The sequence below is a fragment of the Cupriavidus sp. 01T418 genome, assembly GCF_056398885.1.
The window spans coordinates 71218-86239 of the sequence record NZ_JBFTQG010000006.1 but is presented as its reverse complement, the minus strand read 5'-3'; the positions used below and the strand labels follow the sequence as shown (position 1 = coordinate 86239).

Below are 15022 nucleotides of genomic sequence, written 5' to 3'. Positions count from 1 at the left end.
GGCGCAGTGGCAGCGCCGGTTCGATATGGCGTGGCGCTACGCGGCTTTGGCGGGCACTGCCACGCCGAAGTCTTCCGGGAATTCGTCGAGCGCCGAGAGCACCGGGTAAGGCGTCATGCCGCCCATGGCGCACAGCGATCCGCCCAGCATGGTGTCGCACAGGTCGCGCACCAGCTTCACGTGCTTCACCGGCTGGTCGCCCGCGATGATCTTGTCGATCACCTCGACACCGCGCGTGGAGCCGATCCGGCACGGCGTGCACTTGCCGCAGGATTCGATGGCGCAGAACGCCATCGCGTAGCGCGCCTGCCTGGCCATGTCGACGGTGTCGTCGAACACCACGATGCCGCCGTGGCCCAGCACCGCGCCAAAGGCGGCGAACGCTTCATAGTCCATCGGCGTATCCAGCCGCGAGACCGGCAGGTAGGCGCCCAGCGGACCACCCACCTGTACCGCGCGGATCGCCCGACCGCTGCGCGTGCCCTGCCCGTAGTCCTCCAGCAGTTCGCGCAGCGTCACGCCGAAGGCTTTCTCGACCAGCCCGCCCTGCCGCACATTGCCGGCGATCTGGAACGGCAGCGTGCCGCGCGAGCGGCCCATGCCGTAGTCGCGATAGAACTGCGCGCCGCGGGCGAGGATCAGCGGCACGGTGGCCAGCGAGATCACGTTGTTGATGATGGTGGGCTGGCCGAACAGGCCTTCGATGGCCGGCAGCGGCGGCTTGGCGCGTACTACGCCGCGCTTGCCTTCGATGCTCTCCAGCAGCGCGGTTTCCTCGCCGCACACATAGGCGCCGGCGCCCTTGCGCACTTCCAGGTGGAAACGCCGGCCGCTGCCGCGGATATCGTCGCCCAGCCAGCCGGCCGCATGGGCAATGCCGATGGCGGCCTCCAGCACGGCAATGGCGTGCGGGTATTCCGAGCGCACGTAGATATAGCCGCGCTCGGCTGCCACCGCGAGGCCGGCGATGGTCATGCCTTCGATCAGCATGAACGGATCGCCCTCCATCACCATGCGGTCGGAGAAGGTGCCCGAGTCGCCCTCGTCGGCGTTGCAGACCACGTATTTGGTGGGCGACTGCGCGTTCAGCACCGTCTGCCACTTGATGCCGGTCGGAAACGCCGCGCCGCCGCGCCCGCGCAGGCCGGAATCGGTCACCTCGCGCACGATCCGCGCGCCGTCCAGCGCCAGCGCGCGGGTCAGGCCGGCGTAGCCTTCGTGCGCAATGTAGTCAGCGAGCGAGAGCGGATCGGTAATGCCCATGCGGGCAAAGGTCAGGCGCTCCTGCCCCTTGAGAAAAGGGATATCCGCGGTGGGGCCGAGCGCCAGCGCGTGCGCGCCGCCTGCCAGGAAGTCGGCGTCGAACAGCCCCGGCACGTCCTCCGGCGTAACCGGGCCATAGGCCACGCGTCCCGCGGCGGTCCGCACCTCGACCAGCGGCTCCAGCCAGAACATGCCGCGCGAGCCGTTGCGCACCAGCTCCACGGCTGCGCCGCGCGCCGCGGCTTCGCGCGCGATGGCGCCCGCCACGTCGTCGGCGCCCATGCAAAGCGCGCTGGAATCACGGGGAACGAATACGGTGGTCATGCTCATGCCTGCTCCTGCGCTGCCTGGTCCTGGGACGCATCCGCGCAAGCCTTGATCAAGGCATCGAAGCGCTGCGGCGTGACGCGGCCAGCCAGTTGCCCGTCGATCATCATGGCCGGGCCGCAGGCGCACTGGCCGAGGCAATACACCGGCTCCAGCGTGAATTGGCCATCGGCGGTGGTTTCGTGAAAACCGCAGCCCAGCACGCGCTCGGCGTGGGCAGCAAGCGCCTCGCTGCCGACCGACTGGCACGCCTCGGCACGGCAGACCTGGACCACGTGCCGGCCCGGCTTGCTGTCGCGAAAGTGATGGTAGAACGTGAGCACGCCATGCACTTCGGCGCGCGACAGGTTGAGCGCGCGGGCGATCTCCGGCAACGCATCGGCGGGCACGTAGCCCACCACGTCCTGGATCTCGTGGAAGATCGGCAGCAAGGCGCCCGGCATGTCGCGGCGGGTGGCTACGATGCGCGTGATCCGCTCGCGCCGGACTTCAGCAGTGGGTAAGGACATCGGGTCTCCTGGTGACGCAGCACTGGCCGGCACTAACCGTGGAACGAAAGCCCGGGGCCGGGGGCAGACGGTGCGGCGCATTGGCTTGCGCGTCTTGCCAGGAATCGCTGCGGGGCGCGGCAAACCGTCTTCCGGCGGCCGCTTTATATGCTATTTTTTTCATATATCTGAAGCACTGAACTGGCAGCTGCCGTCTCGCCTTGCTGCTTTGGTTGGCTTTTTCCGGCTTTTCTGCCTCCTAGAGCGGACTATAGGCAGTTGGCCGAATTCGAGCAATATGCTATTTTTCTCATATGATTCGCATCTCGATCCTGCCCCATCTGCAAATTCGCGACGACCAGCGGGGCGCCGGTCCGGCGCTTGACGTGTCGCGCCTCGTAACCCTGCTGGGCCTGATAGAAAGCACCGGCAGCATCAGCCAGTCGGCACAGGCAAGCGGCCTGTCCTACCGCTACGCCTGGGGCATCCTGCGCGATGCGGAAACCCTGTTCGGCGGCGCGCTGATTGCCAAGACCCGGGGCCGCGGCACGGCGCTCTCGCCGCTGGCCCAGCAACTGGTGTGGGCCAGCAAGCGCATTGCCGCGCGGCTGTCGCCCACGCTGGAAAGCCTGGCATCGGAACTGGAAATAGAACTGAAGAAGCTGGTCGACCAGTCAGGGCCCACGCCGCGCCTGCACGCCAGCCATGGCTTCGCGGTTGCGGCACTGCATGATTACCTGGACGCGCACCAGGTGCGCCACGACCTGAAGTATTGCGGCAGCCTTGAGGCGGTTGCGGCACTTGCACAGGGGGCCTGCGATATTGCCGGCTTTCATGTGCCGATCGGCGAGTTCGAGCAAAGGACTATGGATCGCTTTGCCACGTGGATCCGCCCCGAGACGCATCTGCTGATCCATCTGGCGGTGCGCTCGCAAGGCATCTTCGTGCGCCCCGGCAATCCGCTGCGGGTCACCACGCTGCAGGACCTGTGCCGCGCCGATGTGCGCTTCGTCAACCGGCAGCCTGGTTCCGGCACGCGCCTGCTGCTGGACCTGATCCTGGAGGCGCGCGGCATCGACAGCAGCCGCATCGAGGGCTACAGCAACGGCGAGTTCACCCACGCCGCGGTGGCCGCCTATATCGGCAGTGGCATGGCGGATGCGGGGTTCGGCGTGGAGACGGCGGCGCGCCACTTCGGGCTGGATTTCGTGCCGATGCTCAAGGAGCGGTATTTCTTCGCGATCGAGCGCGACCGCCTGCAGAGCCCGGCGCTTGCCGGCGCCGTGGCGGCGCTCAGAAGCGGCAGCTTCCGGCAGGTGGTGGATGCCCTGCCCGGCTACGATGGCAGCCTGACCGGAACGATACTGACGCTGGACGAGGCCTTTCCGGAGGGCGCCGGCGGGCGGGCGGAGTAAGGGCGAAGCCGCCCTGCATCAAGATCAGTAGATCTCCGGCACGATCATGCTGTCCGGCACCGGCTGGCGCGCATAGTCGTCGTGGCGTTCGCGCTGCGGCAACACCACGGGTGGCTGCACGCGCTCCTCGTAAGGCATCTGCTGCAGCAGGTGATGGATGCAGTTGAGGCGCGCCTTCTTCTTGTCGACCGCCTGCACCACCCACCACGGCGCTTCGTCGATGTGCGTGCGCTCCAGCATGATCTCCTTGGCGCGGGTGTAGTCCTCCCAGCGCCGGCGCGATTCGAGATCCATCGGGCTGAGCTTCCACTGCTTGAGCGGATCGTGGATGCGGCTCAGGAAGCGCAGGTGCTGCTCCTCGTCCGAGATCGAGAACCAGTACTTGATGACCTGGATGCCGGAGCGCACCAGCATGCGCTCGAACTCCGGCACGGAGCGGAAGAACTCTTCATACTGGTCGTCGGTACAGAAACCCATCACGCGCTCCACCCCGGCGCGGTTGTACCAGCTGCGGTCGAACAGCACGATCTCGCCCGCCGCGGGCAGGTGCGAGACATAACGCTGGAAGTACCACTGGGTGCGCTCGCGGTCGTTGGGCGCGGGCAGCGCCGCCACGCGGGCCACGCGCGGATTGAGCCGCTGGGTGATGCGCTTGATCACGCCGCCCTTGCCGGCCGCGTCGCGCCCCTCGAACAGGATCACGACCTTGTGGCCGGTCTCCACCACCCAGCTCTGCAGCTTGACCAGTTCGCCCTGCAGGCGGAACAGTTCGCGGAAATACAGGCGCCGCGCGGCGCGCTCTTCATCGTCCAGTCCGCCGCCGCCTTCGCTGAACAGGGTATCGACATGGTGGTCTTCCAGTTCCAGTTCGAGTTCTTCGTCATAGTGATCGGCCACCTCGCGGTGGATACGCCGAATCAGGTCGTCCTCGTCCGGTCTCATCGCATGCTCCTGTGCGCAACAACGCGTTGTCTGGCAGGCTAGCAGCGGCATATGTCGCCTAAGTGACGCCCGAATGAAGCCCTTCGCCAGGATTTTCAATAATCTCCCTGTTTGCGGAATGCCCAGCGGCCGGCCAGCACCGTGAAGCTGGCCACGAGCACCACCAGCACCCAGAAGCCGTGCGGATGGTCGGCCAGCGGGATGCCGCCCACGTTCATGCCGAAGAAGCCGGCCACGATATTGATCGGCAGCGCCAGCACGGTGACCAGCGTCAGCGTGAACAACGTGCGGTTGGTCTGCTCGTTGAGCTTGGCAGCGATTTCTTCCTGCAGCAGCTTGATGCGCTCGACCAGTGCCGTCAGGTCGTTGAGCACCAGCGAGAACTCTTCGGTGGAGTGGCGCAGGTCCTGGATATCCTGTTCCTGCATCCAGGGCGGCGGCCGGTTGAGCAGGCGGAACAGCGCGCCGGGCTCGGGCGCGAGCAGCCGCTGCAGCCGCACCAGGCCGCGGCGCATCGAGCCGAGTTCGGCGCGGTTGCCGTGCAGGCGTTGCGAGAGCAGCCGGTCTTCGATCTGGTCCACGGTGCCGCTGGTCTCGCGCACGATGCGCACCAGCACATCGGCCTGGTCGCGCAGCAAGTGCACCAGCAAGGCCAGCGGCGTGTGGAACAATTCGCCTTGCCGCACCGAGGCGCGCAGCTGGTCGACGGAGCGCAAGGGCTTCATGCGCGCCGTCACCAGGATGCGGCGGTCGGCACAGGCCCACAGCGTGGAAATATCGGTGGAGTTCACGCCGAAGTTGTAGATCACGTCGTTGACCACGGCAAGGAGCGCCACATCGAGCCGCTCGATGCGGGTGGAACGCGAGCCTTCGCGCAGCGCTTCGAAAAATCCCTCGGGCAGGTCGAGCTGGTTCTTGAGCCAGCGCTCGCATGCGCTGTGCGACAGGTTGAAGTGCAACCAGAGAAACTCGTCGCCCTGCGGGGGCTGCTTGAGCCACGCGGCCGCGGCGGCGGAATCGATGGACTGGCCCGGCTCGCCGGGCAGGAAGCGGAAGCCGCTGACCAGGCCTACCGGATCGGAGCCGTAGCTGGCTTCGACGATACCCGCATGCATGTGGTGCCTCTCTGAAGACGCGTTTCGCGAAAACGGCACATTAGCATGACGGCATGAAGGCAGGCGCACGGGCCGGCCTTCGATCACTAACCGCCAGGCAAAGGCGGCATGCCTCTAGCCGAACTTGCGGCGCGCATCCAGCGCCAGGCCGGAGCCAATGCCGCCGAACAGATCGCCTTCGATACGCCGGGCGCCAGGGATCAGTTCGGACAGCCGCTCGCGCAGCAAGGGCACGCTGCTGGAGCCGCCGGTGAAGAGCACGGTATCGATCCCGTCCGCCTGCACCCCCGCATCGCGCAACAAGCCCTGCACGGTCTGCTCGGTCTTGCCGACCAGCTTGCCGATGGACTGGTCGAAACCGGCGCGGCTGATCGCCATGGTTTCCCCCGGCGCGATGCGGCCCAGGTCCAGCTGCGTCTCGGACTCGGCCGACAAGGCGATCTTGGCCGCTTCCACCTGGATCGCGAGCCAGTGGCCGGCGCGCTGCTTGATCAGGCTGATCAGGCGGTCGAGCTTGACCTTGTCGGCCGCGTCGCGATAGTTGTCCATCACGTGCGACCACGCCTTGCGCGTGTACACCAGATTGATGGTATGCCAGCTGGCCAGGTCGAAATACTGCCCGGAAGGCATCGCCTTGCCGTTGCGCAGTTCGCTGCCCAGCCCCAGGAACGGCATCACGCTCGCCAGGCTGAGGCTCTTGTCGAAATCCGTGCCGCCGATGTGCACGCCGCCGTTGGCCAGGATATCGCCGCGCCGGTCGGTCTTGCCGGCCCGCTCGGGCGACAGGCGGACCAGCGAGAAGTCGGACGTGCCGCCGCCGATGTCGGCCACCAGCACCAGTTCCTCGCGGGAGATCGTGGCTTCGTAGTCGAAGGCGGCGGCGATCGGCTCGTACTGGAACTCGATGTCCCTGAAGCCGGCATCCGCCGCAATCTCGCGCAGCGTCTGCTCGGCAAGCTGGTCGGCCTTCGGGTCTTCGTCGATGAAGAACACTGGGCGGCCCATCACGACCTTGTCGAAGGCCGCGCCGGCCGAGTCTTCCGCGCGCTGCTTGAGTTCGCCGATGAAATGCGACAGCAGCTTGCGAAACGGCATGGCCTGGCCCATGACTTCGGTGCTGTCTTCCATCATCGAAGTGCCCAGCAGGCTCTTCAGCGAGCGCATCAACCGGCCTTCATAGCCCGCCAGGTAATCGCCAAGCGCGGCCCGGCCATAGCTGACCAGCGGATCCTCCGAATGGAAGAAGATCACCGAAGGCAGCGTGAGCTTGCCATCCTCCAGCGGCAACAACGTGGGTTGTCCCGGCCGGCACCAACCCACCGTGGAGTTGGACGTGCCGAAATCGAGGCCGCATGCGTTTGACATCATGTTTCTGGTTTCTTCCCTGCTGCATGGTTAAGTCCGGGCCAGGCTGGCTTTCCCGCGCCGGACGCTGCGGCCAGCATGATAGCAAGCCCGGCGCCCGCCCGGCCCCAACGGAGTGCTCAAACAGGCGCATTCAGCAACGCCAGTATCTGCTGGTGCAGTTGCCGGTCGCCGCAGGCCACCACCGCACCGCCCTGCTGCGCATCGCCTCCGGTCCAGCTGGTCATGATGCCGCCGGCGCCCTCCACGATGGGAATCAGGGCCTGCACGTCATAGGCTTGCAGGCCGGCTTCGACCACGGCATCCACATGGCCCGCGGCCACCATGCAATACGCGTAGCAATCGCCCCCATAGCGCTGCATCCTGGCGGCATCCGCCACGCGGCGGAACGCGGCGAACTGCGCCGCATCGTCGAACATCTCCGGCGTGGTGCACATGACCTTGGCTTGCGCCAGGTCCGCGCACGGCCGCGTGCGCAGGGGCTGGCCGTTGAGCCAGGCCTGCCGGCCATCGCCGCTGAAGCGCTCGCGCGTGAACGGCTGGTCCATGATGCCGAGCACCGGGCGCTGGCCGTCGTTCAGGGCGATCAGCGTACCCCACAGCGGCAGGCCGGTGATAAAGGCGCGCGTGCCATCGATGGGATCGAGCACCCAGGTCAGCGGCGAACTGCCGACCACGCGGTCTTCTTCCTCGCCCAGGATGCCGTGATCCGGATACCGTGCCCGGATCAGGTCGCGCATGGCGCGCTCGGCGGCCTTGTCGGCGTCGGTGACCGGATCGAAATGCCGGCCGCCCTTGTCCCCGACCGCCGGTGCGCTACGGAAGTACGGCAGGCTGGCGTTGCCGGCCGCCTGCGCGAGACCTGCCGCGAAGTCCATGTATTCGATAAGCTGCTCGGCGGTCAGTGGCATGCGGGGATCCTGGGTACGTGGGTGGGGGCTGGGTGGCGGATATTGTAGCGGCCCGCGCCCGGCCGTCCCGGGCCGGGGCTGCCAGGCAAGGATTGCCTTTGGGTTCCCGCCAGCACGGTGCTACTGTGAAGAGTGGGTAGCCGCCCACGCGTTCCCCGACAATCCGTTCCTCCCTTCGCCGAGCCAGCTGAGTGACTTTGGGGTTACCCATTGCCGACGCGCTCGCGTGCCAGAAATAATCTTTGCCCCGCGTGTAAGGTTGTGCCGCCAGCGTCGACAAAGGCACATAAACCGCTGCATCGGCACGCGCTGCCCCGCAGAACCCTTGGAGAACGACGGTGGATACTGCTTCCCAGTTATCGCGGCCCGCACCCGGCCGCCACGGACGTGCGTCGGCCACCATCCAGCCGGCCTGGGTCCGCGTGACGCACTGGCTCAACGTCATCGCCGTGATCATCATGGTGATGAGCGGCTGGCGCATCTATAACGCATCGCCGCTGTTCGGCCTGCACTTCCCCAAGGAGATCACGCTGGGGGGCTGGCTGGGCGGTGCGCTGCAGTGGCACTTCGCCGCCATGTGGCTGCTGGTCGCCAACGGCTTGTTCTACCTGCTGATGAACGCCATTACCGGACGCTTCCGCCGCCGTTTCCTGCCGTTGTCGGTATCCGGGGCGTTGCGCGACGTGGCCGCGGCGCTGCGCGGCAAGCTGGCGCACCCGGACCTGGCCGAATACAACGCGGCCCAGAAGGCCATGTATCTCGGCGTGGTGCTGGTCATCGTGCTCACGGTGGTCTCCGGCCTGGCGATCTGGAAGTCGGTGCAGTTCCCGCTGCTGCGCGAACTGATGGGCGGCTATGACGCCGCGCGCTGGGTCCATTTCGTGTGCATGAGCGCCATCGTGCTGTTCACCCTCGTGCATGTGGCCATGGTGGCGCTGGTACCGCGCACCTTGCTGATTATGCTGCGCGGCCGCTGAACGCCCGCCCGCCCCGAATCCGGAAAAGCCATCAGCCCGCCCCGCGGAGAATCGCCATGAACAAACGCAAAGCCATCGTCACGCTAGACCACCACCTGATCCTGCGCGATGCCGTGCGCGAACTCGATATGCCTTCGCGCCGCCTGTTCGCCAAGCGCGCCATCACGCTGGGCGGGCTATCGATGCTGACCGGCTGCAGCCTGACCGACGATACCTCGGTGGAGCGCTTCCTTACCGCGGTATCGCGCTTCAACGATCGCGTGCAAGGCTGGCTGTTCGACCCCAGCCGGCTCGCGCCTACCTATGACGAATCCCTCATGACACGGCCGTTCCCGTTCAATGCCTTCTACGGCGAAGACGAGGTGCCCGAGGTCGATGCCAAGGATTTCCGCCTGGAGGTGAGCGGCCTGGTGGCACGCAAGGCGTCCTGGACGCTCGACGAGCTCTACGCGCTGCCGCAGACCTCGCAGGTCACGCGCCATATCTGCGTGGAAGGCTGGAGCGCCATCGGCAAGTGGGGCGGCACGCCCTTCTCCGAGTTCCTGCATCGCGTGGGTGCCGACACCAGCGCGAAGTATGTGGGCTTTCGCTGCGCCGACGACTACTTCACCAGCATCGACATGCCCACCGCGCTGCACCCGCAGACGCAGCTGACCTTTACGTACGACGGGGAAACGCTGCCGCCCAAGTACGGCTTTCCCATGAAACTGCGCATGCCGACCAAGCTTGGCTACAAGAACCCCAAGCACATCATGGCGCTGTATGTCACTAACACGTATCCCGGCGGTTACTGGGAAGACCAGGGATACAACTGGTTCGGCGGATCCTGATCCGCTTGAAATCGGTCGGCATGGTGCCGGCCTGCATGGTCAACAACCCAAGGAGAACTCAATGAACAAACTGCTCGCAACCGCACTGCTCTCGACCACCATGTTGTTCGCAGGTCACGCCTTTGCCCAGGACACCATGAAAAAGGACGCCGCGCCCATGGCCAACGACAGCATGGCAAAGGACACCATGGGCAAGGACTCCATGAGCAAAGACACGATGGGCAAGGACAAGGCAAAGAAGAGCCACGACAAGATGAGCCACGATTCCATGAGCAAGGGCAAGGATTCCATGGGCAAGGACTCGATGAGCAAGGACTCGATGGGCAAGGACACGATGAAGCAGTAAGGATCGCCCCTGCTTGCCTGCCGGCTGATGGGGCAGGCAATGTGACGACGCCCCGTCATTCGCACGGGGCGTCGGCGTTTCCGGCGCGGGGAACCTCCGGCGCCACTTGCGGGTGTATCGGGACATACCCGACGCGGCTGCCGTTGAAAGCCGGATGAAAGCACACCCGCCTACTGTGCTTGGTAAGCCATTGGGGCGCGTCTGAGCGCTTGCGCCCGCTGTCGATGACGATCTGTGGTGGAAGCCAGCATGGCGGGTAGCCGCGCCCGCTTCCGCCTGTTCGCGCGCATATTCATAAAACATAGCGTGCGCGGCCTGGCCCGCGGTGTCCGCCGTTCCGGCAGATGCAACAGCCGGGTTTCACCGCAGGCGAGGGAGACAGCTCATGGAATTATTCGAACACCTGGCCCTTGGGTTTTCCACGGCGCTGACACTGCAAAACGTTGGATATTGCTTTCTCGGCTGCGTGCTGGGTACGCTGATCGGCGTGCTGCCCGGCATCGGACCCCTGGCCACCATCGCCATGCTGCTGCCGGTGACCTACACGCTGCCCCCGGTGGCAGCGCTGATCATGCTGGCCGGTATCTACTACGGCGCCCAGTACGGTGGCTCCACCACCGCCATCCTGGTCAACCTGCCGGGTGAATCGTCGTCGGTGGTGACCACCATCGACGGTTACCAGATGGCGCGGCGGGGACGCGCGGGGGTGGCGCTGGCCACCGCCGGCCTGGGTTCGTTCTTCGCCGGCTGCGTGGCAACCCTGATCCTGGCCGCGTTCGCCACGCCGCTGTCGGAGCTGGCCTTCAAGTTCGGTCCCGCCGAATACTTCTCGCTGATGTGCCTGGGCCTGATCGGCGCGGTGGTGCTGGCTTCGGGCTCGCTGCCCAAAGCGGTCGGCATGATCGTGCTGGGCCTGCTGCTAGGCCTGGTCGGCACCGACGTGAACTCCGGTGCCGCGCGCTTCTCCTTCGATGTGCCTGAACTGACCGATGGCGTCGACTTTGTCGCGCTGGCCATGGGGATGTTCGGTTTCGCGGAAATCATCGCGAACCTGGAACAGAAGGAAGCCCGCGAGACCTTCACCGATCACGTCACCAACCTGTGGCCTTCCAAGGCGGACTTCAAGCGCATGGCACCGGCGGTGCTGCGCGGTACCGCGCTCGGCTCGATTCTTGGCATCCTGCCCGGCGGCGGCGCCGCGCTGGCTTCTTTTGCAGCCTACTCGCTGGAAAAGAAGACCTCGAAGTACGCGCATGAGTTCGGCAAGGGCGCCATCGAAGGCGTGGCCGGTCCGGAATCGGCCAACAACGCCGCTGCGCAGACCTCCTTCATCCCGCTGCTGACGCTGGGCATTCCGCCCAACGCCGTGATGGCGCTGATGGTGGGCGCAATGACCATCCACAACATCCAGCCGGGCCCGCAGGTCATGACCAGCAACCCCGCGCTGTTCTGGGGCCTGATCGCCTCGATGTGGATCGGCAACCTGATGCTGATCATCCTGAACCTGCCGCTGATCGGGATCTGGGTCAAACTGCTGCAGGTGCCCTACCGCTTCCTGTACCCGGCCATCCTGGTGTTCTGCTGCATCGGCGTGTACTCGGTCAATAACCAGACCTTCGACGTCTTTACCGCGGCGGGCTTCGGTGTCATCGGCTACCTGTTCATCAAGCTCAAGTGCGAGCCGGCGCCGCTGCTGCTGGGCTTCGTGCTGGGACCGATGATGGAGGAAAATTTCCGCCGGGCGCTATTGCTGTCGCGCGGCCAGTTCACCGTGTTCGTGACCCGTCCGCTGTCGCTCGGCCTGCTGATCGCGGCCGCGGCGCTGGTCTGCGTCGTGGCCCTGCCGTCGATCAAGGCCAAGCGCGAAGAAGCGTTCCAGGAGGAGTGACGCCGCGCCGGGAGGCGCCTGATCGGTAACAGTGCTAGGGAAAGCACCGGCACGATCCTACACTTGGGACGTGCCGGTCCGGCACTGACGGACACCGAAGGGGGTACCTAATGAACTATTGTCCCAGGCAGCCTGGTCAACAAAAAGCGCCGTCAACCCGCTGGAAGACACGCTTGCAGCAACCCGGCGAAAAACGCCGGACCTCCCAGCCCGGCCAGTTCGATCCGCAAACCGAGCAACCCGCCGACAAGAAATAGCGGGTTCAGGCTCGTGCCGGGATGGCTACGGGCTTTTCTGTCTTGCCGTGTGAGTGGCGCTTGTGCCGGCCTGCTGGCCGGCCGTGTCGATACTATGCCGTCGCACTGAGCGCTTCCGCGCGATCGTGGCCGGCCCAGGTCAGGCGCCATCCGGAGGTAGCGGTCTTGGCCACCAGGCCAGCATCCTGAAGCAGCAGCAAATGGTGGCTGAGCTTGGATGCCTCGGCATTTCCCAGCGCCTTGGCGAGTTGAAGATCCGTCATCATCGCCTGGCTGTCGGACCGCAATGCTGACAGCACGCGGTCCGCGAAGGACATGTCACGCCTCATCTTGCACTCCCGGTGTATCGAACGCCCCGCGCAACGCGCGAACGTTGCCTCATCGGGGCGACGCCAGGCATTGGAGGGGCGCACGCGCATAGCGGCAGCACGCGATTCCTGCAGACGGCAGAATCGCTCGGTCCGGCCTGACGCTTCGCTTCAAACCCGCTTCAATTACTTCTTCTTGCCTGCTGCCCCATCATTGCCGACGCGCGACTGGACGGCACCGAACGGCGCCGCTGGCGCGACAGGTTTCTTGGGTTGCTTGGGTTTCTTGGTTTCGCGATTGCCGCGTAGTTGACCTTTGGCCATGGTGATGCTCCATGATTGAGTTGCTGTATTGCTTGCCAGGCGGCAGATCCAGCATACCCGCTTACTCATGCGTTCAGGGAATTATCACGCGCACCGCGGTCGGTTTCCCAACGCTGCCAATCACCATTGGGGATTGGACAGGCTTCCTGGGTATCCAGGTATCCGCGCAATAGCGGAGGCGCATCCATTATGCAAATAAGTAAATCGGACACCACCAGGCAAACAGCGTATCCTCGTTGGAGAAAGGAGATCAACATGTCTCAAAATCATGCGATCTACAAGGGGTTCAAGGTTTCGGCCAATGTGCGTCGCTCGCTCGACGACAGTCCCAATGCTGAACTCGCGCGGGCGAGATTTCTCGCAACAGTGACCATCACCCAGGTCAGCGGCGACAGTGGCTCGCTCAGGCTGGTGCCCCCGCTGCTCCAGCATTTCGCGCAGACACCGCACGATGCCATCGACCTGGCTGTGTCCTATGCCAGGACCGTCATCGACGATATGTCCACCTTCGTCAAGCGCAAATAATCCCGCCCCGCGCTTGTTTCTCCCGTCCGATGCCCGCGCGCTCCAAACGCGGTGCCCTTGATTCGCCCGGAATTGCAGTCCATCGCGCAGCCGCCCTGACCGGTCCGGCCGCAGCCACGTCCAGCAAGACTTCCCCACGAAAAAGCAGGAGACGACCATGGAAAGACAAATCAAGAACAAGGCGGAGCTGCGCGCGATGATCCGTGCCGAGCAGCAAAAATGGACGGAATGCAACGATGCCTGCTTTGGCGACGTGTGCTGGCATGCGCCGGATGCGGGCGGCTGCAACTGGGATCTCTCGACCATGGAAGGCTGCGACAGCGCGGCCTGCCTGGAAAAGATCCAGCCGTTCACGATCGCGCTGCGCGAGCAATACAACATTCCCCACGAAGGGAAATAAGTTGACGGGCGCCAGGACACTAATCGACCAGTCGCTCAATCCGTGCCTTGGCGTTCTCCTTGGCATCGGCCATGGCCAGCTCGCGCGAGCCAAACGCGTCGCCCTGGTGTTCAAAGTGGCCGTGCGTGTCCAGCGTGTAGGTCCAGTGCCATTGCCCAAAGGTGCGCTGCGTCAACTCGAAGTTGACGTAGTGCCCCTTATAGAAAAAACTCTCCGCCATCGTCCACCTCGCGTTGTTGTGGCCTGCGCAGCACCTGGCACCGGCATCCCTGGATACGATTGGTGGCGCCTGGCTGCGGAAGTGCCGCAAGCGGCGCCACGCGCAACGCCTTGCCTATCGTACCCCCAAAACCGCCCGCGAGCGCCGACTGGCGGAAAATGGTATCATCGCCGGTCTTGGCCGTTAGCCGACCTCCCACTCGTCGGCGCAAGCGTGCCGGTCGCCGTACATCATCAGAACATTAACGGCGGCCTGTCGGGCGTACACCCGATTCGTTCCGGGCGACAACCGCCCGTCACCCTCCCGACCCGGCGGCATGTCCGCTCCGCAACCTGTGCGCATGTACCTGGCGCATCAGCCTGCGCAAGCACGGTCCACTCATCACCAGCCACCCGCCTCGCGCAACCGCGCAGGGACTGACGCGGCTGGCAACTCAATCACGGCGACCGATCGCCCCAAGAGAGCACGCGGCGCACCATGAGATGCGCTCAACGTTGCCTCGGATCGTCCGCCCGCAATAGGGCAGCACTTTGAATCAGAGCATCAACAGCAGCATTCGCAGCAATCCGTACACCGTGTCGGTGTACCCAATCCAGCAAGAACCAGGCGTGTGGTTTGCGACCTACCTGATCGCCGAATACAAGAACGGCTCCGAATGCATCGTCGCCAACGTTTCGATGCGCCATGCCACGCATGACACCGAAGCCCAGGCCAAACAGGCCGCCCGGCGCGTGGCCGAGCATGCCGCCGCGGGCATGGGCCTGCAATAGGCCTCAGGCCTGCCGCTAAAAAGCAACCCGCATGCGTTTCAACCTACTGTGCAGCAGCGCTTGCTGCAAAAGGATCATCCTTGGCTAAAGAAGAACTGGTGGAATTTGGTGGACAAGTATCGGAAGTCCTGCCGGACAACCGTTTCCGCGTCGTCCTGGAAAATGGTTTCCAGGTATGGGCATACTCGTCCGGCCGCCTGAAGAAGAATCGCATCCGTATCCTGGCCGGCGACCGCGTCACGCTGGAAATGTCGCCCTACGACCTGACCAAGGGCCGCATCAACTACCGCCACAAGTACTGATCCCGAGGCCAGACACGCTGCCGCGCCGTCAAACCGTTGACACGCGGCT

General features: G+C 64.9%; 18 protein-coding genes. 9 read left to right on the top strand and 9 right to left on the bottom strand.

Annotated elements, in window-relative coordinates; genetic code table 11:
• Window positions 1-36 precede the first annotated feature (36 nt).
• The gene (locus AC1DQ3_RS09195; RefSeq protein WP_477119877.1) at window positions 37-1593 is read right to left on the bottom strand and encodes a formate dehydrogenase beta subunit; all 1557 of its coding nucleotides are present in this window, start codon (window positions 1591-1593) and stop codon (window positions 37-39) included.
• Window positions 1590-2099 carry a formate dehydrogenase subunit gamma gene (locus tag AC1DQ3_RS09190; RefSeq protein WP_477119876.1) on the bottom strand — a complete coding sequence of 170 codons (510 nt, stop codon included), beginning with the start codon at window positions 2097-2099 and terminating at the stop codon, window positions 1590-1592. Before AC1DQ3_RS09190 ends, AC1DQ3_RS09195 begins: the two co-directional genes overlap by 4 nt.
• A gap of 293 nt (window positions 2100-2392) precedes the next feature.
• Here AC1DQ3_RS09190 and AC1DQ3_RS09185 point away from each other — a divergent pair, with 293 nt between their 5' ends.
• Complete coding sequence (locus tag AC1DQ3_RS09185) at window positions 2393-3493, top strand: substrate-binding domain-containing protein (RefSeq protein ID WP_477119875.1); 1101 nt, start codon at window positions 2393-2395, stop codon at window positions 3491-3493.
• A 24-nt stretch (window positions 3494-3517) separates the two neighbouring features.
• Here AC1DQ3_RS09185 and ppk2 read toward each other — a convergent pair whose 3' ends face one another.
• The 4 genes from ppk2 to hisN all read right to left on the bottom strand — a co-directional run bounded on the left by ppk2 (window position 3518) and on the right by hisN (window position 7826).
• Complete coding sequence (gene ppk2, locus AC1DQ3_RS09180; RefSeq protein ID WP_477119874.1) at window positions 3518-4435, bottom strand: polyphosphate kinase 2; 918 nt, start codon at window positions 4433-4435, stop codon at window positions 3518-3520.
• Window positions 4436-4530: 95 nt separating this feature from the next.
• Entirely contained in the window at window positions 4531-5550 is a 1020-nt protein-coding gene (locus AC1DQ3_RS09175; RefSeq protein ID WP_477119873.1) for a transporter, read from the bottom strand.
• Window positions 5551-5664: 114 nt separating this feature from the next.
• On the bottom strand, window positions 5665-6918 hold the full coding sequence (locus AC1DQ3_RS09170) for an Hsp70 family protein (protein WP_477119872.1): 1254 nt from the start codon (window positions 6916-6918) through the stop codon (window positions 5665-5667).
• 116 nt (window positions 6919-7034) lie between these two features.
• Window positions 7035-7826: a histidinol-phosphatase gene (gene hisN, locus AC1DQ3_RS09165; protein WP_477119871.1), complete on the bottom strand. Its 792-nt coding sequence runs from the start codon at window positions 7824-7826 to the stop codon at window positions 7035-7037.
• 338 nt (window positions 7827-8164) lie between these two features.
• Here hisN and AC1DQ3_RS09160 point away from each other — a divergent pair, with 338 nt between their 5' ends.
• The 4 genes from AC1DQ3_RS09160 to AC1DQ3_RS09145 all read left to right on the top strand — a co-directional run bounded on the left by AC1DQ3_RS09160 (window position 8165) and on the right by AC1DQ3_RS09145 (window position 11867).
• Entirely contained in the window at window positions 8165-8803 is a 639-nt protein-coding gene (locus AC1DQ3_RS09160; protein ID WP_477119870.1) for a cytochrome b/b6 domain-containing protein, read from the top strand.
• Window positions 8804-8859: 56 nt separating this feature from the next.
• Window positions 8860-9633 (top strand): molybdopterin-dependent oxidoreductase, encoded by a 774-nt coding sequence (locus AC1DQ3_RS09155; RefSeq protein WP_477119869.1) that lies wholly within the window; start codon window positions 8860-8862, stop codon window positions 9631-9633.
• 61 nt (window positions 9634-9694) lie between these two features.
• Window positions 9695-9979, top strand: a complete 285-nt coding sequence (locus AC1DQ3_RS09150; protein WP_477119868.1) for a pentapeptide MXKDX repeat protein — start codon at window positions 9695-9697, stop codon at window positions 9977-9979.
• Between the two features lie 385 nt (window positions 9980-10364).
• On the top strand, window positions 10365-11867 hold the full coding sequence (locus AC1DQ3_RS09145) for a tripartite tricarboxylate transporter permease (RefSeq protein ID WP_477119867.1): 1503 nt from the start codon (window positions 10365-10367) through the stop codon (window positions 11865-11867).
• 349 nt (window positions 11868-12216) lie between these two features.
• On the opposite strand, the gene AC1DQ3_RS09140 is transcribed toward AC1DQ3_RS09145, so the two are convergent.
• Window positions 12217-12441 carry a hypothetical protein gene (locus AC1DQ3_RS09140; protein ID WP_477119866.1) on the bottom strand — a complete coding sequence of 75 codons (225 nt, stop codon included), beginning with the start codon at window positions 12439-12441 and terminating at the stop codon, window positions 12217-12219.
• A gap of 177 nt (window positions 12442-12618) precedes the next feature.
• On the bottom strand, window positions 12619-12756 hold the full coding sequence (locus tag AC1DQ3_RS09135) for a hypothetical protein (RefSeq protein ID WP_006157962.1): 138 nt from the start codon (window positions 12754-12756) through the stop codon (window positions 12619-12621).
• A 255-nt stretch (window positions 12757-13011) separates the two neighbouring features.
• On the opposite strand from AC1DQ3_RS09135, the gene AC1DQ3_RS09130 reads away from it, so the two are divergent.
• Complete coding sequence (locus AC1DQ3_RS09130) at window positions 13012-13281, top strand: GTP cyclohydrolase (protein WP_477119865.1); 270 nt, start codon at window positions 13012-13014, stop codon at window positions 13279-13281.
• Between the two features lie 157 nt (window positions 13282-13438).
• Window positions 13439-13681 (top strand): hypothetical protein, encoded by a 243-nt coding sequence (locus tag AC1DQ3_RS09125; protein ID WP_477119864.1) that lies wholly within the window; start codon window positions 13439-13441, stop codon window positions 13679-13681.
• Window positions 13682-13700: 19 nt separating this feature from the next.
• Here AC1DQ3_RS09125 and AC1DQ3_RS09120 read toward each other — a convergent pair whose 3' ends face one another.
• Window positions 13701-13901, bottom strand: a complete 201-nt coding sequence (locus tag AC1DQ3_RS09120) for a hypothetical protein (RefSeq protein WP_477119863.1) — start codon at window positions 13899-13901, stop codon at window positions 13701-13703.
• Window positions 13902-14431: 530 nt separating this feature from the next.
• On the opposite strand from AC1DQ3_RS09120, the gene AC1DQ3_RS09115 reads away from it, so the two are divergent.
• Window positions 14432-14671 carry an isochorismatase gene (locus AC1DQ3_RS09115; RefSeq protein ID WP_477119862.1) on the top strand — a complete coding sequence of 80 codons (240 nt, stop codon included), beginning with the start codon at window positions 14432-14434 and terminating at the stop codon, window positions 14669-14671.
• Window positions 14672-14751: 80 nt separating this feature from the next.
• Window positions 14752-14973, top strand: coding sequence for a translation initiation factor IF-1 (gene infA / locus AC1DQ3_RS09110; protein WP_477119861.1), 222 nt, complete (start codon window positions 14752-14754; stop codon window positions 14971-14973).
• Window positions 14974-15022: the final 49 nt, after the last annotated feature.